Origin of the sequence: Arthrobacter sp. 2762 (genome assembly GCF_040548745.1) — a bacterium.
Classification (GTDB): Bacteria; Actinomycetota; Actinomycetes; order Actinomycetales; family Micrococcaceae; genus Arthrobacter.
The window spans coordinates 239,764-265,946 of sequence record NZ_JBEPSI010000004.1 but is presented as its reverse complement, the minus strand read 5'-3'; the positions used below and the strand labels follow the sequence as shown (position 1 = coordinate 265,946).

Below are 26,183 nucleotides of genomic sequence, written 5' to 3'. Positions count from 1 at the left end.
TCGCACTCACTCAGCTGCTTGTGCCCGGGAATGCCGCCGTTACCAGCGGAGGCAGGAGACTGCCCGACGACGGCGGTCCAGTAGGCTTGATAGGTGATCTTTACTGCGATGAGCGACTTAGCCGTATCCACTTTCGGGGGCGCGGGACCGGTGCGTCCACCCATGGCCTCGTTCCTGCCGGACTGGCTGAACCCCCAGGTCTTCCTGGCTGATCCAGCTTTGGCGCCGTGGGTAGTGCTGCTGGTTTGCGGCATTGTCTTTGCCGAAACCGGCCTGCTGGTGGGCTTCTTCCTGCCCGGCGATTCCATGCTGTTCACTGCTGGCCTTCTTGTGGCCACAGACACCATCAAGTTCAATGTCTGGGCCTTGGCGGCCCTCATCATCGTTTCTGCGATCATTGGCAACCAGACCGGGTACCTCATTGGTTCAAAAGCCGGCCCTGCAATCTTCAACCGCCCTGATTCCAGGCTGTTCAAGAAAGAAAACGTCGAAAGCGCCCACGCCTTCTTTGAGAAGCATGGCGGCAAAGCCCTGATTCTGGCCCGGTTTGTCCCCATCATCCGTACGTTCGTTCCGGTGATCGTCGGCGTGGCCCAGATGGACAAACGCAAGTTCTTCCTCTTCAACGTCATTGGCGCCACCCTCTGGGGCGGCGGTGTCACCTTGCTGGGATACCTTTTGGGTGACCGCGTTCCGTGGGTCAGCAGCAACCTGGACATCATCTTCATCGTCATTGTCCTGATCTCGGTCATTCCCATCATTATCGAGGTAGCCCGCGGCGTCGTGGCCAAGCGTAAGGCCGCCGCGGAAGGCAGCAACCCCGTGGAGGAATTCATCGAGGAGCACGAAGCTGGAAAGCACCGCGAGAAGTAGGCCTCACCGCACTTGATGCCATACAGGAGAAGGCACCCCGCAAAGGCGGGGTGCCTTCTTACGTTGTATGTCTCAAGCTGGACTTCTAAGAGCCTGACCTCTGGAAGCGAAACCTTTAAAAGCCGTTTCCCGTGTTAGCTGGAATGAACACCCGAGAGCGCAGCAACGATCGCGGGAAGCAAAGCCCGGAACGCCTGGCCTCGATGGCTGATGGCGTTCTTTTCCTCGGATGTCAGCTCCGCACAGCTCCGGTCCATTCCCACTGGCTGGAGCACGGGGTCATACCCGAACCCACCCTCACCCCGTGGCTCGCGCAGCAGCGTACCTTCGAGCTGCCCGTACTCCACCGTTTCGTGAGTGATTCCATCTGCTCCGGGCACTGCCAAGGCGGCCGCGCAGACAAAAGCTGCCCCGCGGAAGGCGTCCGGCACATCGGAGAGCTGGGCGAGCAGCAATCGCAGGTTCGCTGCGTCGTCCCCGTGCTTTCCCGACCACCGGGCGGAGAAGATGCCCGGCGCGCCGCCCAGGACATCAACGGCAAGCCCCGAGTCGTCCGCGATGGCCACCAAACCCGTTGCCCCAGCCACGGCACGCGCCTTCAGGAGTGAGTTCTCAGCAAAGGTGACCCCGGTTTCCGCAACGTCCGGTGCACCAACGGCAGCTGCATCCACCACCTGGGTATCGACGTCGAGCCCTGGAACCTGGCCGCGAAGCAGCTCCCGGAGTTCCTTCAGCTTTCCCTGGTTGTGCGTTGCGAGGACGAGTCGCGGAGCACTGGCTGAATCTGCGTTGGCTGAAGCTGCGTTGGCTGAATCTCCACCGGATGCACCGGCAACCGCGGCGCCGTCGCCGCTCACGGAGCTTCCGCCAGCGTCTCGCGCTGGATAGCCGCAAGCTGGCCCGTGCCGATCAGGGCGAGGTCCAACAAGGCGTTGAGTTCATCGCGGTCGAACGGGGCGCCCTCGGCCGTGCCCTGGACCTCCACAAACTTGCCGGATCCAGTGACCACCACGTTCATGTCTGTTTCGGCCCGGACATCCTCTACGTACGGCAGGTCCAGCATCGGCACGCCATCGATGATGCCCACCGAAACGGCAGCAATCGTGTCCACCAGCGGCTCGGCATTACGGCCGATGAGCTTGTTTTCGCGGGCAAACCGAATCGCTTCGGCAAGTGCCACATAGGCGCCGGTGATGGCCGCGGTGCGGGTACCGCCGTCGGCCTGCAGGACATCGCAGTCAAGGACGATCGTGTTCTCGCCCAGCGCTTTGGTATCGATGATGGAGCGCAGCGAACGGCCAATGAGGCGGGAGATCTCGTGCGTACGTCCGCCGATCTTGCCTTTCACGGACTCACGATCGGATCGGGTATTCGTTGCCCGCGGCAGCATGGCGTATTCGGCGGTAACCCAGCCACGGCCCTCGCCCTTGAGCCAGCGTGGAACGCCTTCGGTCAGGGAAGCCGTGCACAGTACCCGGGTGTTTCCGAACTCGATGAGTGCCGAGCCCTCGGCCTGCTTGGACCAGCCGCGGGTAATGCTGATGGGACGCAGTTGATCGGGGGTCCGGCCGTCGGCGCGGATAACGGGTGTGGCTGTAGCTTCAGAAGTCATGCTTCAAGCTTAGCGACGATGGGACAACGCCCGACGCCGCCCAGTGGGTCAGGCGCGCACGGCACCACCTCGATGGGGCCTGGCTCGATGGGGCCTAGATCGTGTAATGGACCCCGGCAACGGCAACAGCGACGTCCCCGGCAAACACCGGTTTGGCCTCGGACATTACCTTGGTCTGCGAAGTCCACACGGGAATGTGAGTCAGAAGCAGGCGCTTGGCTCCGGCATTCATGGCGGCTTCCCCAGCGCGCTTGCCCGTCAAGTGCACGTCCTTGATGCCGTCATCGCGGCCTTCTTCGAACGCGGCCTCGCACAGGAACAAGTCAGCGCCACTGGCTGCCTCCTCCAGCCCCTGGCACGAATCGGTGTCCCCCGAATATGTCAGTACCCGGGTTATGGGCGTTCCGTCCTTGCCTGGTTCCGTTGCAGTGACACGCAATGCGTATGCCTCTTCCACGGGATGGTTGACGCCGTAGGGAGTCACCGTGAAGGGGCCGACGGTAACGGGCTTCTGTTCGGCCCAATGAGTAAAGTCGAACTCCTCATGCATGCCCGGATCCAGGTCCAGCCCATAGGCTGTTGCCATCCTGTCCGCAGTTGCTGCCGGCCCCCACACGGGAATCCGGTCCCGTCCCCAACCGCCGGGCTTCCAGCGGACCGCTACGTGGAGGCCACACAAGTCCATGCAATGGTCCGGATGCAGGTGCGTGAGGAATATGGCGTCGATGTCCTCAAGATCCGTGTAACGCTGGATGGCACCCAACGCTCCGCTCCCAAGGTCCATCACGATCTTCCATTCCCGCTCACCGTCATGCGCAGTCACCAGATAGCACGACGCCGGCGAGCCGGGACCCGGAAAGGAACCAGTACAGCCCACGATGGTCAGTTTCACAGGCCACGTCCTGGGATGGCACTGGAATCAGGGCTGACTCCGTTGTCCGGTTGTACGAAGTAGGAGCGGCGCGACAGTCCGGCGCCGCTCCTGGCTGCTTCGAGCATTTCCGGAGTGATGCGGGCCAGGCTTCCAGTGGGGTATTGCGCAGCCACGTGGTCGACGTGTTTGACGGACAAGACCTCCGGGCCCAGGAAACGGCGGGCCAATGTTTCAAATTGAACGGCGTCGCCCGTTGCGATGAACTCATGGCTGGGGGCACTTGTATCGGTTCGCTGGATACCGTGAGTGGCCAGCGCACGGTAGACGTCCTTGGCAGTTTCCTCCGCACTGGACACCAGGGTCACGTCCTCGCCCATGACGAAAGAGATCACCCCGGTCAAGAGGGGGTAGTGCGTGCATCCGAGCACCACTGTGTCCACACCAGCGTGTTTCAGCGGCTCCAGATACTCATTGGCCGCTGCCAGGAGGTCCGCCCCCGTGGTGATGCCGGCTTCAACGAAGCTCACGAAGGCCGGGCAAGCCACGGAGGTAATGGCAAGATCCGGGGCCGCCGCGAACGTGTCCTCATAGGCGCGCGAGCCCACGGTGGCGGAGGTCCCAATAACACCGATCCTGCCGGAACGGGTGGCCGCGACCGCTCTACGCACAGCGGGTTGGATGACCTCAATAACGGGTATCCCGTATCGCGCTGTGTAGCGTTCACGCGCATCCCGGAGAACTGCGGCCGATGCAGAGTTGCAGGCAATGGTCAGCAGCTTCACACCCGAATCCACGAGCTCGTCCATCACACCCAGGGCGTTGGCCCGGACTTCGGCGATGGGCAGCGGCCCATATGGTCCATTGGCGGTATCGCCCACGTACAGGATCGATTCGTTGGGGAGTTGATCGATGATGGAGCGGGCTACCGTCAACCCACCCACGCCGGAATCAAAGACACCAATCGGGCGGGATCCCATGAGCTCATTGGAGACCCCCAGGTCACCGGGCGAGGCAGCAACCGGGGCCCCTGTAGCGCTTGGTGATCCGGCGCCTGTTGAACTGTCGCCCTTTGAACTGCCAGATGCTGAAGTCATGATTATTCGAGAATAAGGCTTCCCCTGTGTTGCGGCCATTACCTGTGGCCTCCGCCTCGTGTCTGATGTGTCACATAGGCGGGCCCGGCGATGGCCTTCCTGATCAGGATTTTGCCTGCCTGGCCGCCATCATCGATTGCACCAACGACTCCTGGAGCCAGGTGGTGAAGTTGTAGACCAACGCCAGGTAACTCTCCACGTCCTCCGCCTGGCTCCAGTCCTGCATGCTGTGGATGTGCTCGGCGTCCGCTTCGTCACGGATGTCCAGGCGTTCGGCCAATACCAGGCGAACATCATTCAAGGCCATGGACCAGCGCGTTGCGTCCTCCGGGGTCAGTACAAGATCGTCCTTGTCCAGACCCATCGCTGTGGCCTTCAACGCGCCAATCTTGTTTTCGCGCACCGAGCGTTCGGTCAATTGCCGGAACTCAAGCGAGCCGCCGTCGTCGTCCTTCATGACATTTGGCAAAAGCCGCAGCAAGGCGCGATCGCTCGGTTGCTTCACGTCCATGTCCAAGCCGATCAAGGCGGCCAGCGGGTCCTCGTTCTCCCTGGCATCGGACTCCAGCATCGAGATGACGTCGTCCAGCAGCCCCCGTAAAAGATCCCGTTCGGCAGGCTCGAGGTAGCCGGTGATTCCCTTGAGTCCGTATTTGAATGCCTTAGCCACGCTGGCGGCCGCCCTTCCCGGGTGCTTCGTTTCCGCTTGCTGCTTTCTCCACGGTGGCCCACAGGCCAAAGCCGTGCATGGCTACTGCGTGCTGCTCAACCTGTTCCTTGCTGCCATGCGCCACGATGGAGCGGCCCTTCCTGTGGACCTCCATCATGAGCTTGTGTGCCTTGGACTCGGAGTAGCCGAAGTAACTCTGGAACACATAGCTGACGTAACTCATGAGGTTGACGGGATCATTCCAGATCACCAAATTCCAAGGGATGTCCGGGGCAGTCAGGACATCGGTGGACGTCTGCTCTACGGCTTCCGTCCGCTCATCAATGTCCGTGCCAAATGCAACGCTAGGGGTCATCTGTCCATTCTATGGCGGCTCGCACTAGAGTGAATTCGTGAGTAGAGCCACGTCTTGGGACCATCCCGCCACTTCCTTGTACACCGACCACTACGAGTTGACGATGCTCCAGGCCGCCCTGCACTCCGGGGCTGCCCATCGCCGCTCAGTGTTTGAAGCGTTCGCCCGGCGCCTGCCGGACGGCCGCCGCTACGGCGTGGTAGGCGGAACCGGCCGCCTCCTGGAAGGAATCGCCGACTTCAGCTTCGGCGAAGCCGAGCTCGCGTTCCTTGAGCAGAACAAGGTGGTCAACCAGGAAACACTGGACTACCTGGCCAACTACAAATTCAATGGAGACATCTGGGGCTACGCGGAAGGCGACGCCTACTTCCCCAACTCCCCCATCCTCATCGTTGAATCCACGTTCGCCGAAGCCTGCATCCTGGAGACCTACATCCTCTCCGTCCTGAACCACGACAGCGCCATCGCTTCTGCCGCATCAAGGATGACGTCGGCGGCCGGTAGCCGGCCATGCATCGAAATGGGTTCCCGGCGCACCCAGGAAGAATCCGCGACGGCGGCTGCCCGCGCCGCCGTGATCGCCGGCTTCGCCAGCACCTCCAACCTTGAGGCCGGACGACGTTACGGCATCAAAACCGTTGGCACTGCGGCACACTCCTTCACGCTCCTCCACGACACCGAACGCGAGGCCTTCGAAGCGCAAATCGCCGCATTCGGCCCGGGAACCTCGCTGCTGGTGGACACGTACGACGTCGAAACAGCGGTGCGGACCGCCGTCGAACTCGCAGGGGACAAACTGGGCGCCGTCCGCTTGGACTCGGGCGACCTGATTGCCCAGGCGCAGTGGGTCCGGCAACTGTTGGATGACCTTGGAAACGTGAACACCCGAATAGTTGTGACCTCGGACCTCGACGAATTCGCCATAGCCGCCCTCCAGTCCGCCCCGGTTGACTCCTACGGGGTTGGCACGTCCTTGGTGACGGGCTCCGGCGCTCCCACCGCCAGCATGGTGTACAAACTGGTGAGCAGGACAAATGACGCCGGCGAGTTCATCTCCGTTGCGAAAGCAGCCAAGAACAAGGCCAGCGTGGGTGGACGCAAGTACGCCCTGCGCAAACTCAACGAACACGGAAGGGCAACGCAGGAGATCGTTGGAATAGGTCGCCGACCGGAGGACGACGGAAACGACCGTTCGTTGTTGCACCAGTTCATCAAGAATGGTGAACTCCTGCCCGGCTGGACGGGCCCCGAAGGCGTGATCCGCGCCAAAGAACGGCACGCCGCCAGCATGGCCGAATTGCCTGCCGTAGTGAACCGCCTGCAGCGCGGCGAGGCCGCCATCCCCACCATCTACGAGGAGAACTGATGTCCAGGGCCCTGATCATCGTCGATGTCCAGAACGACTTCTGCGAAGGCGGTAGCCTCTCCGTCGAAGGAGGCGCTGCAGTTGCCGGCGCCATCACCGAGTACGTGGATGCAAACCAACAGCATTTCGACCACATCGTGGCCACCCAGGATTGGCACATCGAACCGGGAAGCCACTTCTCCGATGAGCCGGACATGGTGGATTCCTGGCCGCCGCATTGCCGGGCCCGGACCAAAGGAGCTGAACTCCACGAGGACCTGGACCCGGAATACATCCAGGCTTACTTCCGTAAAGGACAGTACACAGCGGCCTACTCCGGCTTTGAGGGCGTCCTTGCCCCGGAAGACGACGTCCCTTCCGGGGATCTCAAAGCCGGCTCCGCCGTCTCCGAGGTCCTGGATGAAGATGCCATCGGCCTCGATGACTGGCTCCAAAGCCACGACGTCGAAGAGGTGGTGGTCGTGGGCATCGCCACGGACTACTGCGTCAAGGCAACGGCCCTTGACGCCGTGCAGGCCGGGTACGCCACTACGGTCATTGCGGATCTGACAGCGGGAATCGCCGAGGACCTCACTGACACCTTCGACGAAATGGAAGCCGCCGGCGTCGAGGTCGAACGCAGCTAGGTCCGGCTACTTTCGGCCGATGAACCAATCCTGCAACTTGCGCAGCCGCGCCTGAAGTTGTTCCTCGTTCGCCTGGGCTACAGCAGGTCCACCGCATAGTTCGCGCAGTTTGGTGTGCACCACCCCGTGCGGTGTGCCTGTCCGGGCAGACCAGGCGGCTACGTTCTTGGCCAGTTCGTTGCGCAAGTCCATGAGCATACGGTGGTCGGGTACGGCCGGTGAAGCTGCGGCAGCCAAGGGCGACTTGCGTTTCTTGCGCGATTGCTGCTCGTGCTGTCGCTGACGCAGCAACGTACCTACTTGCTCGGCATCGAGAAGCCCGGGAATGCCGAGGAAGTCCAACTCGTCATCAGAGCCGATGTCCGCTCCCGTACCGAATTCACCGCCGTCGAAAAGGACGCGGTCAAAGGAAGCCTGCGAGTCGAGAGCTTCGAACTTGCCCTTGGTGAGCTCGTCCGAAGCCTTGTCCTCGCGGTTCGCCTCGGCCATGAGGTTCTCTTCAGGGCTGAAAAGTCCGTCCTCATCCTTTTCCGGGCGGTCAAGAGCGTGGTCGCGCTCGGCCTCCATGGTGTTGGCCAGCACCATCAGGGGTGGCACTGACGGCAGGAAGACCGACGCCGTCTCGCCCCTTTTGCGGGCACGCACAAACCGGCCTACGGCCTGGGCAAAAAACAGCGGCGTGGACGTGGACGTAGCGTAGACGCCCACCGAGAGGCGAGGAACGTCCACGCCTTCGGAGACCATTCGGACGGCGACCATCCACCGCTTGTCTCCCGCGGAGAAGTCCTCGATCTTGCTGGAAGCCTTCGAGTCATCAGAAAGAATGACTGTGGGCGATTGCCCGGTGATCTTCTTTAGCTGCCCTGCGTACGCGCGGGCGTCGTCGTGGTCCGTGGCGATAACCAGCCCACCGGCGTCCGGGACTGTCCGGCGAACCTCGCTAAGGCGTTTATCCGCGGCGGCAAGGACAGCCGGGATCCATTCGCCGGCAGGGTTCAACGCCGTACGCCACGCCTGTGACGTGATGTCCTTGGTCACAGCCGCTTCCCCGAGGGAGGCGGCCATTTCGTCACCTGCACTGGTCCTCCAGCGCATCTGGCCTGAGTAGGCCATGAAAAGCACGGGACGCACCACGTGGTCCCGGAGGGCATTGCCGTAGCCATACGTGTAATCGGCTTTGGAGCGTCGAATACCGTCGCGGTCCTCGGCGTATTCCACGAACGGAATGGGTGAGGTATCTGAACGGAACGGCGTTCCGGTCAGGGAAAGGCGCCTTGCCGCTGGATCGAAGGCCTCGCGCAAGCCATCTCCCCAGGACAGGGCCTCTCCACCGTGGTGGATTTCGTCCAGGATGACCAGCGTCCGGGCGGCTTCTGTTTTGGCGCGGTGCAGCATCGGCTTGCTCGCCACCTGGGCATATGTCACAGCGACACCAACGAATCCACGGCCATGCTGGCCATCGGAATTCTTGAAATTGGGGTCAATGGCAATGCCCACCCGGGCAGCAGCGTCAGCCCACTGCCGCTTCAAGTGATCCGTGGGCGCCACGATAGTGATCCTGTTAACAACGCCGCTGTCCAGCAGCGTGGTGGCAATCCGCAAGGCAAAGGTAGTCTTACCGGCGCCAGGCGTAGCCACGGCCAGGAAATCCTTTGGATGCCTGGCCATGTAGAGGTCCAGGGCTTCCTGCTGCCAGGCGCGCAGCTTGGGGGCTGTGCCCCACGCGGCGCGTTCAGGGTACGCGGGAGGCAGGGACGGACCACCAAATAATGTTTCTGTCATGCGGACTCCCCCGGCCTGATGGCAGCGAAAATTAGCCCCGGTTCTCCGGGCACGCGGCAGCGGACCGCATTGCGGTCACGATCGGAAGGGACCTGTGTTCTCTTCCCAGCCACTACTTGGAGTTGCCCGGGCCGCTGTCTCCACCGTCTTTGCCGGGACGGAGACCCTCATAGATCTCCTTGCACTCCGGGCAGACCGGGAACTTCTGGGGATCGCGCCCCGGCGTCCAGACTTTGCCGCAGAGGGCAATGACGGGCTCGCCGGTCATTGCCGACTCCATGATCTTTTCCTTGCGAACATAGTGCGAGAACCGCTCGCGGTCGCCGGGCTCCACTTCCTGGCGCGTTTCCTCGCGCTCAATGGTGGATGTGGACGTTCCGGCTCCGGAAAGCTCGCGCATGGGGTCGTTTTCGAATGGATCCGGAGGAAGCGTAGTCATGGCATCCATCTTACCGTCTACAGACCCTGCCACTCCGGCTTGTTGTCATAGGTGTGGCGGTAGTAATCGGCCAATTTCAGCGACGACGCCGCGGCTTCGTCCACCAATATTGTGGCGTGAGGATGCATCTGGAGGACGGATGCAGCGCAAATGGCGGCTACCGGTCCTTCGACGAAGTCCCGCACTGCCTGGGCTTTTTGTGCGCCCGTAGCCACCAGGATGACGTGGCGGGCATCCATGATGGTGCCCAAACCCTGGGTGACTACATGGTGCGGGACGTCGTCGATGCTGTTGAAAAAGCGGGCGTTGTCCTTGCGCGTCTGCTCGATCAGCGTTTTGATCCGGGTGCGGGACGCCAGCGATGAACCGGGTTCATTGAATCCAATGTGGCCGTCTGTGCCCACGCCCAGAATCTGGAGGTCCACGCCGCCGGCATCCTTGATTGCATCCTCGTAGGCCTGGCAGGCTGCTTCCAGATCCTCGGCGGCACCGTCCGGGCCATGCACATTCTCAGGCTTAATATTCACCCGGTTGGTAAACTCGCGCCGGATCACCTCGCGGTAGGACTCCGGATGCCCGGCCTCAAGTCCGACGTATTCGTCCAAGGCAAATCCATGTGCCTCGCTGAAGTCCACGCTCCCGGCTTCGTAGCGCCGGGCCAATTCGTCGTAGATCGGCAGCGGAGACGAGCCCGTGGCCAAACCCAACACGGCGTTCGGCTTGCGGCGCACAAGGGCTTCGATGGCATCTGCCGCCAGTGCGCCAATCTGTTTGGTGCCAGGGAGAATGACAACTTCCATCGTCACTGCCTTTCTTGTGTAGGAATTGCGCGGTATTGAGACGAGGTTATCCCATGTCCCATGAGCTTGCCATGGTTGTTACGGGGTTAGCGGTTCACACTGAGCTGTGCGAACATCTCCGGGCCCCGCGCATCCAACCATTTACCGCCCAGGCGCACCCCGACAACGAAAAGAGTCATGCCCACAAGTGGACCCACCACCAGATTAATCCAGCCGGGGACAACGCTGCCGGTAAACAGTTGGGCTCCCATGAGCGCAAGCTGCGGGAGGAGCAAAAGAACAAGGACACCCATGCCTATCATCTGCACGGCAAGTGTCTGGGCAACGTTGCCCGGAGGCTTCTTGAACGGGCTGTCACCGGGCAAGGGCACGGCGATGTTGTATCGCGCGGAGATCACGGAGGACAACCCCAAGCCAGTGAACAACGTACCCAGCGACAGGCCGATCAGGTTCGGAGCCCACGCCCAGGCACCAGTAACGAAGAACGGACCGATGGAAAAGAGAAGCACAAGAGGCAGGGAAATGGTCAGGCACGCGATGGCACGCCCCAGTCGGTCATCCACACCCCTTACACCGGATGCCAGGTGGAGGGCAAAAGCGGTGTTGTCATAGGAAACATCAGCGCAGATGGACCACGCCATGACAAACGCCGTCAGCGGCCCAAGAAGCATGAGCATGCCGTAATCGCCGCTTTGGCTCCCGCTGAAGAAGAAGATCACAGGAAACAGTGGAACCACCACCAGCGAGCCCGCGTAACGGGGGTCTTTCATCCAATAAATCAAGGCGCGGGCAGCAACCGCGCCAGCCGGGGTTCCTGGCAAGACATCGAACAGCCCACGCTTTCCGCCCTTCTTGGCCGAACCTCCGGCGTACGGCGGCGTCACCAAAGCATGTTGCAGCAACATGTGCCAGCAAAGCAGCAATCCGGAAACAGTTGCCGCGGCAATGAGGAGTTTAAGTCCGGCGGAAGCAACGTCTCCAGCCTCAAGGTCACCACCCAGGGACCAGGCCGCGCCAAGAGGGGTCCAAGAGACTGTACGGGCAAGCGCAGGGAGATAATCCGCCGTGCCACGAACTCCGTCGACTATACCCACGATGATGGGACCCATCAGCATGAGCGGGATGAAAAAGACGAGGCTGCTGACGTCCTTGAAACGGCGGGACGACGCCAGGCCGGCAGTCGCCGTCGTCACTACTTTGGACAACACGATGCAGGTCAAGGCCCCAAGAACGGCGCCCAGCAACGCACCCGCCACCGCTGGAAAACTGCGCCACCACGTGCCAACTGTGGCAAGCGCGGTAAGGGCTGTGGCGAGGCCCGGGATCCCGATGAAACCTGCCAGGGCAAGGCCGGTGAGAAGCTGGCGGGGTGGGATCGCAGACGTGGTGAAGCGGGCGGGATCCAGCGTCATGTCGGCTGCGGATGCAAGAAGGGGAACCACTGCCCAGCCAAGCAGCGCTGCAGCACCGCCCAACACCACCACGGTATGGGCGATTTCAGCGTCCGCCCAACGCAGGGCAATCAAGGCTCCAATCAACAGGACCATGATTCCCAGCGCGTACAACAACCCGATGCCCATCCCGACGAGCTGCGCCGGGCTGCGCTTGAAGCCATTGAGGAGCAACCGCCATTTAAGGCTTAGAAGGTGCGCAACCACTCCAGCCCCTCCGTCCGGTGCCCGCCGCCTACCAATTGCACAAAACGTTCCTCCAGTGTGGAACCGTTCCGGACTTCATCCACGGACCCCGCTGCGAGGACGCGTCCTGCTGCCACAACTGCCACATGGCTGCACATGCGCTGCACGAGGTCCATGACGTGGCTGGAGACGATGACCGTACCTCCGGAAGATACGTAGCTCTCAAGGATGCCCCTGATGTTAGCCGCCGATACAGGGTCCACCGATTCAAAGGGCTCGTCCAAGACCAGCAGCCGGGGAGCATGGATCAACGCCGAAGCCAACGCAATCTTCTTGGTCATACCTGCCGAATAATCGACCACCAGAGATCCGGCATCGGCTTCAAGGTCCAAGGCGGCCAACAGTTCGGATACCCGCGGGCGAACCACGTCCCGGTCCATGCCACGGAGCAGGCCCGCGTAGGTGACCAGCTGTTCCCCGGTCAGCCGGTCAAACAAACGGACACCATCCGGCAACACACCCATAAGCTTCTTGGCCTCCAGCGGCCGTGCCCAAACATCCACCCCGTGGACCAACGCCGTGCCAAAGTCCGGCCGCAGCAGTCCAGTGGCCATCGACAATGTGGTGGTCTTGCCGGCACCGTTCGGGCCCACCATTCCATAGAAAGAACCCACAGGAACCTCAAGGCTCACGCCATCGACGGCGATCTTTCCACCGAACCGCTTGGCCAGGCCGCGGATGGACAGAGCCGATACTGGCAGGTCCGTGTGCGGGTCTGCTGACAGCCCGGGTTCAACCGCAGATTCTTGCGGTGCTGGCTGGCGAATGTGGGATGGCTGGGAAAGTGGTTCATGGCGCGGTTCCGTCATGGCTCCAGCCTAGCCCCGGCTTCCAGTGGTGCCGGGACGTGCTAGAAGCCGTGGCGGGGTATGGCTCTCTGGTACTGCGGAACCCAGGAAATTTCGTGTCCGAGCTCATAAGCCGCCCTGAGCCACCAGTGCGGATCGCGCAGCGCTGCCCGTGCCATGAAGACCGCATCCGCACGTCCATTCGCCACGATATCCTCGGCCTGGGTGGCACTTGTGAGCAGGCCCACCGCACCGGTGAGTACACCGGCGTCGCGTTTTACTTGTTCCGCGAATCCAGCCTGGTACCCGGGAGCGGGCCTGATCTGCTGATGGGCTACAGCCCCACCGCTGGAGACGTCCACGAGATCGACACCGCGTTCGGATGCGGCCTTGGCCAGGCGGACAGAGGCATCAACATCCACTCCCCCTTCAGCCCAATCAGTTGCGGAAATCCGCAACAACAGTGGCATGGAATCCGGAATGACCTCCCTCACGGCGTCCACGACCGCGAGCATCAACCGGTTCCGCCCATTCTCTGTGCCACCCCACTTGTCCGTTCGGGTGTTGATAAGGGGGCTTTGGAACTGGTGAAGCAGATACCCGTGTGCACCGTGGATTTCCACGGTGTCAAACCCGATCGCCACAGCCCGGGCGGCCGCAGCTGCAAAGTCTGCAATGACTCCCTGGATGTCTTCTTCGCTCATGGCTTCCGGCGCTGCATAACCGTCGTAGGGCTGCTGGGCAGGACCAAAAGTGACCCAGCCGCCGTCGGATGCTGGAACGGAACCGTTCCGGTCCGAGAACGGCCAGTAAGTCGACGCTTTACGCCCGGCGTGCGCGAGCTGGGCGCCGATCCTGCAGTCGACGGCGCCGTGCTGGTGAACGAAGTGGACAATCCGCTCCCAGCCAGCTGCCTGCTCATCGGAGTACAGTCCGGCGTCCCTGGGGCTGATCCGGCCGGAGGCATTCACCGCAGCAGCTTCACTCAGGATCAATGCAGCACCACCGGCGGCAAAGGATCCGAGGTGCATCAAATGCCAGTCGTTGGGTACGCCTTCACCCGTTTCCGGGGTGCAACTGTACTGGCACATGGGTGAAACCCACCCACGGTGCGCGATGCTCAGCGAACGGAGCTGCAGGGGCGTAAACAGCGCCGAGGGCACTAGAACAGAACCCTCGCAAGTCCTTGACGGGCTTTGGCCACCCGCTCATCCGACGTGCCCACTACCTCGAAAAGTTCAAGCAGGCGTAGACGGGCGGTCTCGCGCTCGGGACCGAAATTCCGGCCGATGAAGGCAATGATGCGGTTGAATCCATCCTCGATGTGCCCACCGGAGATGTCGAGGTCGGCCACGCCCAACTGGGCCTGCACATTATCGGGCTCCTGGGCGGCCAGCTCCCGGAGGTTTTCAGCTTCGGCAGCTGAGATCTTCTCAAGCCGGGCCATCAGCTCCACCTGGGCCAAGCCTGCCTTGGCGTCGGCGTCTGCAGGCATTTCCAGTAGTGCCTGCTTATAGGCCGCGGCAGCCCCCGCGTAGTCTCCGGCATCGATAGCATCGATGGCTGCTTGGTGGAGGGGAGGTAGCGGTGCTGGTTCCGCTTCGCCCTCCGGCGCAGCATCGCCGATGCTCCCGGTGACGCCATTGGCCGCTGCCACCTTGAGCAGTTCATCAACGAGGCTACGGATCTGCTCGTCGTCGGCAGGACCCTGGAAAAGCGGGACGGGCTGGCCTTTGACGACGGCGACTGCCGCAGGTACAGCCTGGACCTGGAAGGCCTGTGCCAGTTGAGGGAACGTATCCACGTCAGCGGCAGCAAGAACCAACCGGCCGCCGTAGCTTTCGACCACGCGTTGGGCGGCGTCAAGGACGGCCGGAGATTCGGCTGCATAGCGTGACCAGAGAAGGAAGAGCACAGGTATCTGGGCGGACAACTGCACCAGATCCTGGAAATTGGTTTCGGTGGCGTCCACGCGAAGGGGCGCACGTCCCGATTCGGCACCGCCTGATTCACCCGATTCCGGACTACCGGAATCGGTCGGCACGCCTGTGGGCGGCGACTGGGGCGGGGCGGCGGGCCGGCGCAACGACGAGAGGTCTACGGCGCCGCGCAGGTTGAGCTGGCTGGCAGCGGCTGGAGTGGGTCGGTATCCGGGCGAACTCATACCGTCCACTCTAGCCGCTGCCTTGCCAAGGGCATGTCCTACTTGAAGCTGGCTCCCACGAGTCCCCGGGTAGCCGCTACAAGCTTCATGGGATCAGCCGAACCTGCCGGCGGAATGTAAACCGCCACGGACTCGGCGAAGTTCAGGACCATGCCGGTGGTGGTTTCCTTGCCGCCGGCGAAGACAGCGGAGTCGTCCTCAAGAATGAGTTTGTCCCCTGCCGCTTTCGGCGTCCCTTCGAACGCGAAGTCCAGGCGTCCCACAACCAGGGCGCCGCCATCAGCTGTCCGCAGCACCACGGTCTGGTTGTTCACGGGGGTGTGGGAGAACTTGAAGTTGGCACTGGTCCCGTTCTTCACGGTGTCTGCCTGGTAGGCAAGGGCACCGGCGATGTACGGCGAGGATTGACCATCAGCCAGCTTGCTCCTGTTGGGCGAGTCAGGAGTTGTCAGCATCTCGCCAAGGATTCCCAAGGCTTCGTTGCCGCTGTATGCCAGCCCGGTCTTATCATCAGCTGCTGCAGGAGCGGTTCCGTCACGGGGAACGGGGAACGACGGGAAGTTGGTGCCCGGCTGCAACGGAGCGCTGCCCCAGAGCTTGTAGTTTTCCCGCGGTGAGAGCTGAACCAACGTCAGGACCTGGGGCACAACGTTACCCTCGCCCTGGGTCAAGGCAAAGACGGTACGGGGCCAGTCGCGCTTGGTACTGATGACGCTGCTCTGGAGCTTGGTGGCACGAACCGGCATGCGGGGCTCGTAAGCAGACACCGTGGAGCGGATCTTGTAGTTCTGGGTGCGGACCTGGAGTTCCATCTTGTCCACCCGCGGCGCGAGCTTTACAGCATCCTTGGCGGCATCCGCTGCGTCCACAGTGCTGGCAACCTGCTCCAGGATGCGCTGCAGTTGCGATTCGAGCATCACAGGTGCTGCGTCCCCTTCCGTCGAAGCGGAAGAAGAGGGGCTGGAAGTGTTCGAAGGCGTAGGGGTGGACGTTGCCTGGGCAGCGATCGCCGAACTTCCCACAAGCGCGGCAGCGAGCGCCGCGGCAACGGCAGTAATGCGCAGGCTTGTGCCTTCTGCTCCAGCGCCCCGGCGACCATCAGCTTTGCCGGGCGGCGCCTGAACGGGCAGGGAGGTGGTTTCCCCGCCACTATGCGGTCCACCGAAGTCATCATCCTCGCGGTGCTCATCGCCCTTGCGGCGGTTGCTGATGGCCTTGGTAATGAACGGGAGGGCTACTCCGGCAAGCATGATGATAATGCCAAGCACGATGAGCGGCACAGCCCATGGCGTGGTTGCGTTATTGGGGAAAGTCATCGAGATTGACGACGGCGCAGGCTTGGTTCCGTCGCTGGCTACCAGGAGGGACCACTCGCCTCCAGCAGGCGGGTTCCAGGTGTAGTCCAGCTCTCCGCTGGCGTCTTCTGTGTTAACCCACAAATCCGAACCAACAGGAGAGGGAGCAGTTGCCTCGCCGTCAGTGGAGGCCACCTCAAGGGACTTCTGGTCCTGGGAGACTCCAGTCAGGGTGTTGTGGGCAGTTTTCCCAACCCAGGCTTCGACGTCGTCCGGGCGGCCCGTAGCGACGATGAAGTTGCCTTCACCCTGGATCTTGATCTTCACCGGCCCGTCATGGAGGGCGATCAACTTTTGGTCGATCACGGTCAGCGGGGCAGCTTTTGTGCCACTGGGAACCGAGGCCGTCACGGTCTCGGCGGGGGCCCAGAAAGTCAGCTGGCCAATGCCGGCCAGCATCGTCAGCAGGCCCAGCAGCACCAGCAAGGCTGCAGTCTTCAAACGCACAGGATCACCTATCATCAGCGGTCGTTGAACTTCAAGGGTAACCGTTTTGTTATCAAAGAGTCAGATCGGCCCATCCCGACGGAGACGTCTTCTTCCCTGCAATGGCGCCGCTAAGGCCGGATTCCGGGCTCCTGATAGTGTGGCGATGATCATGATAACCGGGCCACCAGCGTCTGTAATCGCAGCGTCACCACCGCATTTAACCAATAACGTAGACAAAAAGTGCAACATCGTAGAAAAGGCAGCAGAACCGCGTGAAAGACCACTTGGAGCCCCGTCCCATCGATGAGTCAGGGTCAACTGTGGTGGACGCCCCCGCGGATGGGACCTCCGCTACTGTTCCGGTACGCACCGGACGCCTGGCCGCAATAGCCCGCAAGCTGAGGCAACCCATTCCGGGAGCCCGCACCCGGGTCCGTTTTGAGATGCCGCCCGAGGACGAGGCCGTTGCCGCAGCGGAGGGCATCCAGGCCGACGAGGACAACGATTTCGGTGCTCCTGGTCCCCGTATGTCATCCCAGCACCCGTTATATGTGGGCTTCATGGGCACGGCCGGGGTCGGCGTGGCCCTGCTGGTCTTTTACATCGCAAGCAATACCACCCAGCTGATCCTATGGATTGTTGCCGCGCTCTTCATCGCCCTCGGGCTGGATCCGGTAGTCCGATGGCTTGAGAGCCGAAAGGTCCCGCGCCCTGGCGGCATCCTGATATCTGTCTCTGTCCTGGTCCTTGCGGTTGCCGGGTTCTTTGCAACGTTGATTCCCACCATCGTGGAACAGGTTTCCGAGATCGTAAGGCAGGCGCCGGACTGGATACGGGGCTTCCTCGACTCGGATTTCTTCCGGACCGTGGACAGCCAGTTCGGCATTCGCGACCGCATCACTACCGAGCTGGACAAGTTCGTCAAGGATCCCGAAGCCATGGGTGGCATCTTCGGCGGCGTGGTGGGCTTCGGTTCCACTGTGGCCAACGGATTGTTCGGCACGCTGATTGTGCTGGTGCTTAGCCTGTACTTCCTGGCTGCCCTGCCATCCATGAAGAAATGGGCCTACCGCCTGGCACCGAGGTCGCGCCGCCCCCGCGTCGAGGCACTTTCGGAAGCGATTACCGACTCAGTAGGCAACTACGTGATTGGCCAGGCCTGCGTCGCCCTGCTGAACGCATTCTTTGCCTTCATCGTCATGAGCATCCTCGGCATTCCGTTCAGCGTCCTGCTTGCCTTCGTGGTGGCTCTGTTGGCCTTCATCCCGCTGGTTGGCGGCATGATCGCCGCCGTGGTGGTTATCCTCGTGGCGCTCACAGCCGGTTGGCAAACAGCCGTGATCTACGCGATCGCCTACTTTGCCTACCTGCAGTTCGAGGCCTATTTCATCTCGCCCCGTATCATGCAGCGGGCAGTGGCCGTGCCGGGCGCGGTGGCCGTGATCTCAGTTATCGCCGGCGGAAGCCTGCTGGGTGTCCTGGGTGCGTTGATTGCCATTCCGACAGCGGCGGCCATCATGCTGCTGATCAAGGAAGTCTTCATTATGCGCCAAGACAGGCACTGATTTTCCCCGTCTACTCATGCCGCGTTGGCGACCGGGCCCGCCCACTCACGTGGCAGACCGTCCACGCCGGCACCTGCCGGAGTGACGTCGTCGACGATTTCGTCCAGGACACGCGCTGCGTACTTCTCCCCCACCCACAGGTGCTTGGCGCCATCGACGCCCACCAGCCGGGCTTGAGGTACCAGGCTGAAGCGTTGGGCTGCCTCCGCGGGTCGAAGGTAATCGTCGTGTTCCGGAACCAACACGGTCAGCGGTTTGCCGGAGGCTGCCCACTCCTTGAGGTGGACGTCCGTTGCGCGGTGGAGTGGAGGAGACAGGAGGATCGCGCCCTCGATCTGCGACGCCACAGGTTCAACTGCGCCGTACATCAGCGCCAGTTCCGTCCCGAACGACCAACCCACCAACCACCGGTTCGGCAGGCCGCGCTCAACGGCGAAACGGACGGCTGCTTCGACGTCGTAACGCTCACCGATGCCCTCTTCAAACTGGCCCTGGCTGGTACCGCGCGGCGAGTGCGTGCCACGGGTATTGAACCTCAGGACCGCCACACCTGCCAGCGCCGGCAGCCTGTAGGAAGCCTTGCGGTAGACATGGGAGTCCATGAAGCCGCCATGGGTCGGCAGCGGATGGAGGGTGATCAACGTTGCGGTAATCTCCCCCGACTCCGGTAAGGCGAGTTCGCCCAGCAGGAGTTTTCCGTCTTCCGTGGTGAATTCCACATTCTCCCGACGCGCGGGAAGGACGGTGGAGGCCCGGATCGCCGAGGGAGCATCCTGCGCAGTGAAAACGAACGAGGCGGGGTCGAAAGTCATGCCTCCAAGCCTAAGGGAACCAGCGGGACTGGTCAGCGATACCGGTAGGTTCGTGACGTCCAGCAGTTGGTGTGCCAATGCCTGCGCTCGGCCAGTCCGGCGGCTTCGCCAAAGAGGTGATTGTCCGACCACACCACCAGATGTGCGATACCCGGGAGGATGGCTGTCGAGCAGCCTGGGCAGATGTACTGCTTCTCCGCCTTCCGCGCCGTCATGGTACGCACCATCCAGTCACCATCCGGGGCGCTTTCCCTGCGCGCAATCCCCGCCCTTGCCCTTTCCAGATCCAGTTCCGGGGCCTCGTCTGCCCACTTGCCGGCAGGTTTGTTCGAACGTGTGCTGGCGGCGTTGCGACGAGGGCGGTTCGAACGGGGCATGATTCCATTCTGCCCCAGCGACCGGCCGCCACCGGGTAAGGTAAGGCGGGTGCGACTCGTCATAGCCCGTTGTTCTGTTGATTATGTTGGCCGTCTCAAGGCCCACCTCCCCCTCGCCACCAGGCTCTTGCTGGTCAAGGCCGACGGCTCGGTGCTGGTGCACTCCGACGGCGGCTCGTACAAGCCGTTGAACTGGATGAGCCCACCGGCCACGCTGCGCGTAACTTCCCCTGAGGAAACCGAAGTGGAAGAGGGCGTGGTTGAGCAGTGGACCGTGCAGTCGGCCAAGACCGATGACCGGCTCATTATCAACATCTACGAGCAACTGCATGACACCTCGCATGATCTGGGTGTTGATCCCGGATTGATCAAGGACGGCGTGGAAGCTGACCTGCAACGCCTGCTGGCAGAACAGATCGAGACCCTCGGGACCGGATACTCACTCATCCGCCGGGAGTACTTCACCGCCATCGGCCCCGTAGACATCCTTGCCCGGGACGCAACCGGCGCCACGGTGGCGATTGAGCTGAAGCGGCGCGGCGACATCGACGGCGTCGAGCAGCTGACGCGGTATCTGGAACTGCTGAACCGGGATCCACTGCTGGCGCCGGTCCGTGGGATTTTTGCAGCCCAGCAGATCAAGCCCCAAGCCAAGGTCCTGGCCAACGACCGCGGAATTGACTGCATAACGCTGGACTATGACGCCATGCGCGGCGTGGATGACAGCGAGTCCCGACTCTTCTGATTCTTTCCTGTTCTCGCTCTCTCCCTCTGGGGGAACCGCAGGCCACTAGAATCAGAGTCATGACTGCCGCAGACCATTTCGCCCATTCTTCCGCGCCCAGCCAACAAATCCTCACGGGAACACTCGTAAGTGACGGCGTGGTGGTGGAAGACGGCCTCCTGGCCATCGACGGCGACCGCATCGCCTACGCAGGGCCGGCGGACGGCTTTGACGCGGATGAGTTTGAAGGCTTCGGGCACGCCATACGCATCGGCGCGCCCAGCGGCCACTTCATCTTCCCCGGTTTGGTAGACGTCCACTGCCACGGCGGAAATGGTGGTGACTTTCCAGGCGGGGAGGAGGCCTCGGCCCGTAGAGCAGTCGAGTTCCTGCACCGCTCCGGCACCACAACTTTCCTCGCGAGCATGGTTACGGCGCCCCGCGAGGACCTCCTTCGCGGGATCGAACTCTATGTGAAGCTCGTCGACGAAGGTCTTGTGGCCGGCATCCACTTGGAGGGACCCTTCCTCTCCCATGCACGATGCGGCGCGCAGAACCCGGACTACCTGCTGGAGCCGGACCTGGACCTCATGAACGAACTCGTGGGCGCTGCCGCCGGCAAACTTGCCACTATGACGTATGCCCCGGAATTGCCGGGGGCCGCTGCCTTGGTGGACTTAATGACCTTCCACGGCGTGACGCCATCGTTGGGTCACACCGATTGCGACGACGCCACTGCCGCTGCTTCGTTGGCCGCCGCCCGCGAGGGACTGGAATCAGCAGGGTTCGACGGCGTCAGCTCGCTGCCGACGGTGACGCACCTTTTCAATGGGATGCCACCAATGCACCACCGCGCGCCAGGCCCCGTTGCTGCTTGCTTGCGGGCCGCCCAGGCGGGAAAAGCGGTAGTGGAACTCATCGCCGACGACACCCATTTGGACCCCAGCACCGTGGCTACTGTCTTTCAGTTGGTGGGCGCCGGCAACATTCTCCTGGTCACCGATTCAATGGCCGCTGCGGGGCTTTCGGACGGAAACTATATGCTCGGGCCTTCGCCGGTGACCGTCAGCAATGGCGTGGCAACCCTGGATGCCACTGGTTCCATTGCAGGGGGCACCGCCACGCTCCTGGAAGTGGTCCGCAAGACAGTGGCGGCCGGCGTCGCCCTTCCGGACGCCATTTGTTCGGCGACTGCAGTGCCCGCAGCCATTCTTGGACTCTCTGACGAGGTCGGTGGATTGCGTCGCGGCCTTCGCGCTGACGTTGTTACTACCGATCAGGAACTCGGCCTTACTGCAGTCATGCGTAACGGACAGTGGCTGGCTTAGGACAATCAGACCACGGTGAATTGCGGTTGTCCGCGTTACCTTCTTTTTACCGAAAATTTTCCCGAATTGCCTTAAAGACCGTTGACCTCCGGGACGGCACATGAAAGTGTTGTAGCAGTCTTTGTGTAGGTGGTTTTCATGCTCGCAAGACGAGTTGCGAGCGTGAAGCTCCTGCGAAACCGGACAGGCCAAGCCTGGACGGAATCCGGATCTTCTCGCGGAGTAACAAGGGCCGGTACGAGGTGTATCGGACTGATGTTCCATAATGAGGAGAAATACATGGCACTGGGAACCGTCAAGTGGTTCAACGCTGAAAAGGGCTTCGGCTTCATCACCCCGGATGACTCGGATGGGGATGTTTTCGTTCACTACTCTGAGATCCAGACCGGTGGTTTCAAGACCCTCGATGAGAACCAGCGCGTTCAGTTCGAGATCGGTCAGGGCGCCAAGGGCCCCCAGGCAACCGGCGTTACGGTCGTCTAGTCTTACCTGTTGATTTTGTTTGTTGCAGTTTCAACAAATGCGTTGGTCCCGGCTTTCCAGCCGGGATCAACGTGTTTAACAGCCAGAATGCTGGATGAAATGTCTGATATTTCGACAACTCTTGTTACAAACCGTGAAGAAATGCTAAACGGCTTCTGAGAATAGGCGTTGTCAATTCAAGCAACCAGTGTTCGCAGTAGTCTGGCAGATTGTCGCACAGACAATCCCGGAAGGTATGCGCGGCTCAGCGCCCTGCCTATTGCCGGCAGGTGCAACGGCTCCTGGTAATACATGTACAAAGTTCGGTAGTCGGGTTGGAAACGTGACTTAAAGGAAGCCAGGGATCGGAAACCATAGACAGGCTCCAGGGCCTGTCCAACCAGGTCCAGCATGCCGGCAAGTCCCTCGGCCTGCTGATCAATCTCGTCCTTCTCCCGCGCCAACGGCGAACCGGAGAGCGAGATAACCTCCACCGACTCCCTGAGATGGAGGATGGCCGAGGCAATCAGGAATTCCATCACTCCCGGGAAGGCATCGCCGCGGCGACGCATGAAGTCCAAAGTCCAGCTGACAACACTGCCGTTCCGGTAGACAGGAAGCCAGCTGGTGACCCCATAAACGAACCCTTCTGCATCAGTGGCCACGCAGCACAACACGTCAGGATCTTCAAGCTCATCCAGACCACCCAACGTGAATCCCATTTCAGGTACGCGTTTTTGCGCAGCCCACTCTTCGGACACCTCGCCCACCTGCGCACGCAGAGCATGGGGCAGTCCGTCATACCGGCCCCATGTGGCGGTGATGCCCATCTTTGCTGCCCGGTTGAGGGATGTCCTGACGTTCTGCCACTCCTTGCCGCGGAACTCCAAACCCCTGACCCTCAGCCGGGTTTCCTGCGCGACAGCAACCCTTCGAAAACCGCGGGCCTGAAGCATGGGCCACAACTCATCTGTGCATGAGTAGAGGCAAGGTATCAAGGCATGCTGGGAGCAGAAATCAAGGAATCCTCCAGCAGTCACTGCATGGTGCTCCCCTGCCCCCACAGGACCCGCCAATGTCAGGGCCACATGGCCGTGCTGCTGGTATGCCACTGCCCCCGTGCCGCCAGGATTGAACCAATATTTGTTCGGCTCCCACAGCGCCATCCACGACAACGAATCACCTCCGGCTTTCACCAGCTCACGTGCGCGGTCCCGCCCTTGATGATCCAGGCCAGCGGCATGATGGCCTCGGATGAGGAGTATCCAGACTCCAATCAACGCCACAAGCCAGAAGACGGTCCCGGAGTAGGAGAACAGAAAGACTTCAAAAGCGTCGCGCTCAGCAAACACCTTGCGGTACACGCTGGGCAACGGAACCGGCAGGTACTGCCGGGCGAGCTCTGCACCCAAACCCAGCAAGCCGCCGTCGCGCGTCATGCCGCCCGAAGCCAGCCACACGGCGGTGTATGCAAGCGCCAGGGACCCGCCTGTGAGGCCAACCAGCCAAAAGACACGCCGCCGCAAACGGGCAGAGGATTCGACACGGAAGTGTCCACGATAAGCGAACAAGAGGACCGCCAGGGTCAGCGGAACCAAGACCAAGGGGATCAGATGCACAACTGCCGGGTTCAACATCGCCGCTTGACGCCCCGGGGGCATGGGAATGCCCGCGAAAAGGCTCAAGTAGACGGTCGAAAGGGCCACGACAACCAACTGGACACCGATCGCTATCCCCAGTGCCAGGCGCCGTCCACGTCGCATGCCGTCGGCACAAATGAGCAGCAACACCACGGGCACAACAGCAAGTGCCAGGCCAAAGGGCCCCGTGTAGCCCTGACGGCTTAGCTCGAGGCAAACCACGTCAATGGTCCCGCCGCAATTGCTTTCCAGTTGACTCAGCGTGGGGAGCGGGTTCAGGATGACATCCCGCAGCAAGGCCAGAGGTCCCGAAGGGCTCTTGGCCGCAGCGGTCAGAATGGGGCCGGCAGCGAAAATGGCCATGGTGAGGGCCAGCAGGTTCCGGACCTCACGGCCCGTGGAGCGGTGCAAGTGAAGGTGTCCCTGGCTGCTCTGGGTCCACCACGCAGCCCCCAGGCCCAACAAGGCTCCCACAAGCCCCATCAGGGTCTCGGCGTGTCCGATGTACAGCACCAGCAGCAGGGAAAGGGAGAGGACCACGGTCCTCAATCGTCGTTGCCAAAGCGTTGGCAGCAAGGCACTGGCTGCAAGCGCTGTGGCGATCAAGGCACCATAGGGTCCTATCAGCCGGGTATCCACCATCCTGGAAATCCAACCGTCATCCAGGTACCGCGCCACCTGGGTGACCAGGAGGAAGGCCGCAACGCATGCAAACTGGCTGCCCAGGAAGACTCCGGCCGTCCGGAAGAAGCCGAAGCGCCGCTCTGCGAGCCCCAACAGGAACAGGATCATGAGCGCTGCGGTGACGAACGCCAGCAAGTTGGTAGTGAAGAACAATGACGTCCAGATAGACCACCACTCCCCCGACCGCAGCCCGGCCAGGGTCACGCCCGCCACAGGCAGCAATGATTCTGCAGGACCCCCAAGGATGCTTCCGGACGCAATGGACACGGCTACGAACAACGCAAGCACGAGGGTGGTGAAGGGAGTTGCACGGAGATGTTTGGCCGTTTGCCTCAAGACGGGCTGCACGACGCCTTTCAGGGCAAGGCTCACTGGACTACTCCCCATCGGGAAGACAAGAAATCCAGGGCATCAGGCATACCCCGGACCACAGCATCCCACGAGTGGCCGGCGCGCTGGATGGAGTGTGCCTGGGTGGTAAATCCCGCTGCGGTTCCAGCGTCAGCAAGAACGTGCATGTAGTCGGTGAACTCGGTGTCCGTGGCGCCTGCCGCCAAGTACAGGCCATTGCCTGCGTAATCCCGCTGCTGCATCAAAAACAATGGGGTCCTTGACTCGAAAGCGGCCACGTCGCCGTCGAACGAGTCTGCGATCGTCTTATTCCGGTCCTTCGCCAGCGACGGCTCCCGCTCAGCGGAAAAACCCACTATCGAAGTGAACAATTCGGGATGCTTTGTTCCCATCTGTACCGCGCATGTACCGCCGAACGAAAAACCACCAACTGCCCACAGTCGGTGATCGTTTGAAACTTCCAAGGTGGAGCTGATCCAGGCAGGTACGTCCTCGGAGAGGTAGGTGTCAGCCTGCGCGATGCGGCTGTCCATGCATAGGGTGTTGGCGCTTCCCGAGCCGTTTGGGTCCACCACGACCGCGACGGGGGCGATGCCGCCGTGGGCTTCAGCGAACCTGTCCAGTTGCGCACGGAGTTGGCCCCCGGTTAACCAGTCGGCGGGGCCACCGGGTTGGCCTGAGAAGAGCACCAGCACCGGCAAGCTTGGCCGTGCTGCGGTTTGATAGGCCGGAGGCAGGTAGATGTAGGCTTCACGTGCTGTGAAGCCCGATGCGTTTCCCGGGATTTGAGCCTTCCGGAGGATGCCGCCCCGCGGCATTGACTCAGGAGCTTTCCAAGCCGACGGCGCAGGTCCCGGCTTGCTGTCCGGAGCGCGTTGAAGGCTGCCCTCCAATGGCTGGATACGGGCGACGGCCGTACCAAGAAGGTCCGCCACTGTGTTGTTCAGTCCGAAGTACACATTGACTTGGACGACGCTCAAGAGAACTACGCCCAGCATCGCTGCCAGACCGCCGGCACGACTTTTCCAGGTGGCGCGGGGAAATCGCGTCGCGAACAGCAAAGCTGCCGCCACAGCCGGAACCGACCACGCCAGGGTCTCAAAGGGAAGATTTTCCGAGAAGATGGCCATCAGATCAACCAGGACCCAGTGGGCCAGCGCCACGACCACAACGCCACCCGCCACGCAGGCTGCGACGGCCAGTGGCCAGAAACGCTGACGCCTCCACAGAAGGTACGCCGCTCCCGCCACACCGCCGATAATGCTCAACCACAGGAATGGTCCATCAACAAGGCTGATGTCCAGAAGAAAATCCAT

General features: G+C 61.8%; 25 protein-coding genes. 7 read left to right on the top strand and 18 right to left on the bottom strand.

Annotated features, from left to right (window positions below):
- Positions 1-108: 108 nt before the first annotated feature.
- Positions 109-873: a VTT domain-containing protein gene (locus ABIE18_RS09780; RefSeq protein ID WP_431115611.1), complete on the top strand. Its 765-nt coding sequence runs from the start codon at positions 109-111 to the stop codon at positions 871-873.
- Positions 874-1,007: 134 nt separating this feature from the next.
- Here the strand turns inward: ABIE18_RS09780 and rdgB are convergent, their stop codons facing one another.
- The 6 genes from rdgB to clpS all read right to left on the bottom strand — a co-directional run bounded on the left by rdgB (position 1,008) and on the right by clpS (position 5,478).
- Entirely contained in the window at positions 1,008-1,730 is a 723-nt protein-coding gene (gene rdgB, locus ABIE18_RS09775) for an RdgB/HAM1 family non-canonical purine NTP pyrophosphatase (protein WP_499722490.1), read from the bottom strand.
- Positions 1,727-2,485 carry a ribonuclease PH gene (gene rph, locus ABIE18_RS09770; RefSeq protein WP_499722489.1) on the bottom strand — a complete coding sequence of 253 codons (759 nt, stop codon included), beginning with the start codon at positions 2,483-2,485 and terminating at the stop codon, positions 1,727-1,729. Before rph ends, rdgB begins: the two co-directional genes overlap by 4 nt.
- Before the next feature lie 94 nt (positions 2,486-2,579).
- Positions 2,580-3,377 (bottom strand): MBL fold metallo-hydrolase, encoded by a 798-nt coding sequence (locus ABIE18_RS09765; RefSeq protein ID WP_431115612.1) that lies wholly within the window; start codon positions 3,375-3,377, stop codon positions 2,580-2,582.
- The gene (murI, locus tag ABIE18_RS09760; RefSeq protein ID WP_499722488.1) at positions 3,374-4,453 is read right to left on the bottom strand and encodes a glutamate racemase; all 1,080 of its coding nucleotides are present in this window, start codon (positions 4,451-4,453) and stop codon (positions 3,374-3,376) included. Before murI ends, ABIE18_RS09765 begins: the two co-directional genes overlap by 4 nt.
- A gap of 103 nt (positions 4,454-4,556) precedes the next feature.
- On the bottom strand, positions 4,557-5,123 hold the full coding sequence (locus ABIE18_RS09755; RefSeq protein ID WP_442003869.1) for a DUF2017 domain-containing protein: 567 nt from the start codon (positions 5,121-5,123) through the stop codon (positions 4,557-4,559).
- The gene (gene clpS, locus ABIE18_RS09750; RefSeq protein WP_216923934.1) at positions 5,116-5,478 is read right to left on the bottom strand and encodes an ATP-dependent Clp protease adapter ClpS; all 363 of its coding nucleotides are present in this window, start codon (positions 5,476-5,478) and stop codon (positions 5,116-5,118) included. Before clpS ends, ABIE18_RS09755 begins: the two co-directional genes overlap by 8 nt.
- A 37-nt stretch (positions 5,479-5,515) precedes the next feature.
- Here clpS and ABIE18_RS09745 point away from each other — a divergent pair, with 37 nt between their 5' ends.
- Positions 5,516-6,844 (top strand): nicotinate phosphoribosyltransferase, encoded by a 1,329-nt coding sequence (locus tag ABIE18_RS09745; RefSeq protein ID WP_431115616.1) that lies wholly within the window; start codon positions 5,516-5,518, stop codon positions 6,842-6,844.
- Positions 6,844-7,470 carry an isochorismatase family protein gene (locus tag ABIE18_RS09740; protein WP_499722487.1) on the top strand — a complete coding sequence of 209 codons (627 nt, stop codon included), beginning with the start codon at positions 6,844-6,846 and terminating at the stop codon, positions 7,468-7,470. The genes ABIE18_RS09745 and ABIE18_RS09740 overlap by 1 nt, the downstream gene beginning before the upstream one ends.
- A 6-nt stretch (positions 7,471-7,476) precedes the next feature.
- On the opposite strand, the gene ABIE18_RS09735 is transcribed toward ABIE18_RS09740, so the two are convergent.
- The 8 genes from ABIE18_RS09735 to ABIE18_RS09700 all read right to left on the bottom strand — a co-directional run bounded on the left by ABIE18_RS09735 (position 7,477) and on the right by ABIE18_RS09700 (position 16,957).
- Positions 7,477-9,252, bottom strand: coding sequence for a DEAD/DEAH box helicase (locus tag ABIE18_RS09735; RefSeq protein WP_499722486.1), 1,776 nt, complete (start codon positions 9,250-9,252; stop codon positions 7,477-7,479).
- 112 nt (positions 9,253-9,364) lie between these two features.
- Positions 9,365-9,700: a DUF3039 domain-containing protein gene (locus tag ABIE18_RS09730; protein WP_431120260.1), complete on the bottom strand. Its 336-nt coding sequence runs from the start codon at positions 9,698-9,700 to the stop codon at positions 9,365-9,367.
- 8 nt (positions 9,701-9,708) lie between these two features.
- Positions 9,709-10,491, bottom strand: coding sequence for a glucosamine-6-phosphate deaminase (gene nagB, locus ABIE18_RS09725; RefSeq protein WP_216923939.1), 783 nt, complete (start codon positions 10,489-10,491; stop codon positions 9,709-9,711).
- 86 nt (positions 10,492-10,577) lie between these two features.
- The gene (locus ABIE18_RS09720) at positions 10,578-12,149 is read right to left on the bottom strand and encodes a transporter (RefSeq protein ID WP_499722485.1); all 1,572 of its coding nucleotides are present in this window, start codon (positions 12,147-12,149) and stop codon (positions 10,578-10,580) included.
- Positions 12,131-12,997, bottom strand: a complete 867-nt coding sequence (locus tag ABIE18_RS09715) for an ABC transporter ATP-binding protein (protein WP_499722484.1) — start codon at positions 12,995-12,997, stop codon at positions 12,131-12,133. The genes ABIE18_RS09720 and ABIE18_RS09715 overlap by 19 nt, the downstream gene beginning before the upstream one ends.
- 41 nt (positions 12,998-13,038) lie before the next feature.
- Positions 13,039-14,139, bottom strand: a complete 1,101-nt coding sequence (locus tag ABIE18_RS09710) for an NADH:flavin oxidoreductase/NADH oxidase (protein WP_499722483.1) — start codon at positions 14,137-14,139, stop codon at positions 13,039-13,041.
- Entirely contained in the window at positions 14,139-15,140 is a 1,002-nt protein-coding gene (locus ABIE18_RS09705; RefSeq protein WP_499722482.1) for a co-chaperone YbbN, read from the bottom strand. The genes ABIE18_RS09710 and ABIE18_RS09705 overlap by 1 nt, the downstream gene beginning before the upstream one ends.
- 38 nt (positions 15,141-15,178) lie before the next feature.
- On the bottom strand, positions 15,179-16,957 hold the full coding sequence (locus tag ABIE18_RS09700) for a DUF8094 domain-containing protein (RefSeq protein ID WP_499722481.1): 1,779 nt from the start codon (positions 16,955-16,957) through the stop codon (positions 15,179-15,181).
- A gap of 239 nt (positions 16,958-17,196) precedes the next feature.
- Here ABIE18_RS09700 and ABIE18_RS09695 point away from each other — a divergent pair, with 239 nt between their 5' ends.
- Positions 17,197-18,489 (top strand): AI-2E family transporter, encoded by a 1,293-nt coding sequence (locus ABIE18_RS09695; RefSeq protein WP_499722480.1) that lies wholly within the window; start codon positions 17,197-17,199, stop codon positions 18,487-18,489.
- A gap of 14 nt (positions 18,490-18,503) precedes the next feature.
- Here ABIE18_RS09695 and ABIE18_RS09690 read toward each other — a convergent pair whose 3' ends face one another.
- Both ABIE18_RS09690 and ABIE18_RS09685 read right to left on the bottom strand, forming a co-directional pair.
- Positions 18,504-19,301 (bottom strand): alpha/beta hydrolase, encoded by a 798-nt coding sequence (locus ABIE18_RS09690; RefSeq protein ID WP_499722479.1) that lies wholly within the window; start codon positions 19,299-19,301, stop codon positions 18,504-18,506.
- A gap of 32 nt (positions 19,302-19,333) precedes the next feature.
- Positions 19,334-19,678, bottom strand: coding sequence for an Rv1322 family protein (locus ABIE18_RS09685; protein ID WP_224090942.1), 345 nt, complete (start codon positions 19,676-19,678; stop codon positions 19,334-19,336).
- Positions 19,679-19,727: 49 nt separating this feature from the next.
- On the opposite strand from ABIE18_RS09685, the gene nucS reads away from it, so the two are divergent.
- The 3 genes from nucS to ABIE18_RS09670 all read left to right on the top strand — a co-directional run bounded on the left by nucS (position 19,728) and on the right by ABIE18_RS09670 (position 22,213).
- Positions 19,728-20,423: an endonuclease NucS gene (gene nucS / locus ABIE18_RS09680; RefSeq protein WP_216923947.1), complete on the top strand. Its 696-nt coding sequence runs from the start codon at positions 19,728-19,730 to the stop codon at positions 20,421-20,423.
- A 59-nt stretch (positions 20,424-20,482) separates the two neighbouring features.
- Positions 20,483-21,730, top strand: coding sequence for an N-acetylglucosamine-6-phosphate deacetylase (locus ABIE18_RS09675; protein ID WP_499722478.1), 1,248 nt, complete (start codon positions 20,483-20,485; stop codon positions 21,728-21,730).
- Positions 21,731-22,009: 279 nt separating this feature from the next.
- Complete coding sequence (locus ABIE18_RS09670; protein WP_018776337.1) at positions 22,010-22,213, top strand: cold-shock protein; 204 nt, start codon at positions 22,010-22,012, stop codon at positions 22,211-22,213.
- A 176-nt stretch (positions 22,214-22,389) separates the two neighbouring features.
- Here the strand turns inward: ABIE18_RS09670 and ABIE18_RS09665 are convergent, their stop codons facing one another.
- Together ABIE18_RS09665 and ABIE18_RS09660 are read right to left on the bottom strand one after the other, a co-directional pair.
- Positions 22,390-24,903, bottom strand: a complete 2,514-nt coding sequence (locus ABIE18_RS09665; protein ID WP_499722477.1) for a phosphatidylglycerol lysyltransferase domain-containing protein — start codon at positions 24,901-24,903, stop codon at positions 22,390-22,392.
- Positions 24,885-26,183 (bottom strand): alpha/beta hydrolase, encoded by a 1,299-nt coding sequence (locus tag ABIE18_RS09660; protein WP_499722476.1) that lies wholly within the window; start codon positions 26,181-26,183, stop codon positions 24,885-24,887. The genes ABIE18_RS09665 and ABIE18_RS09660 overlap by 19 nt, the downstream gene beginning before the upstream one ends.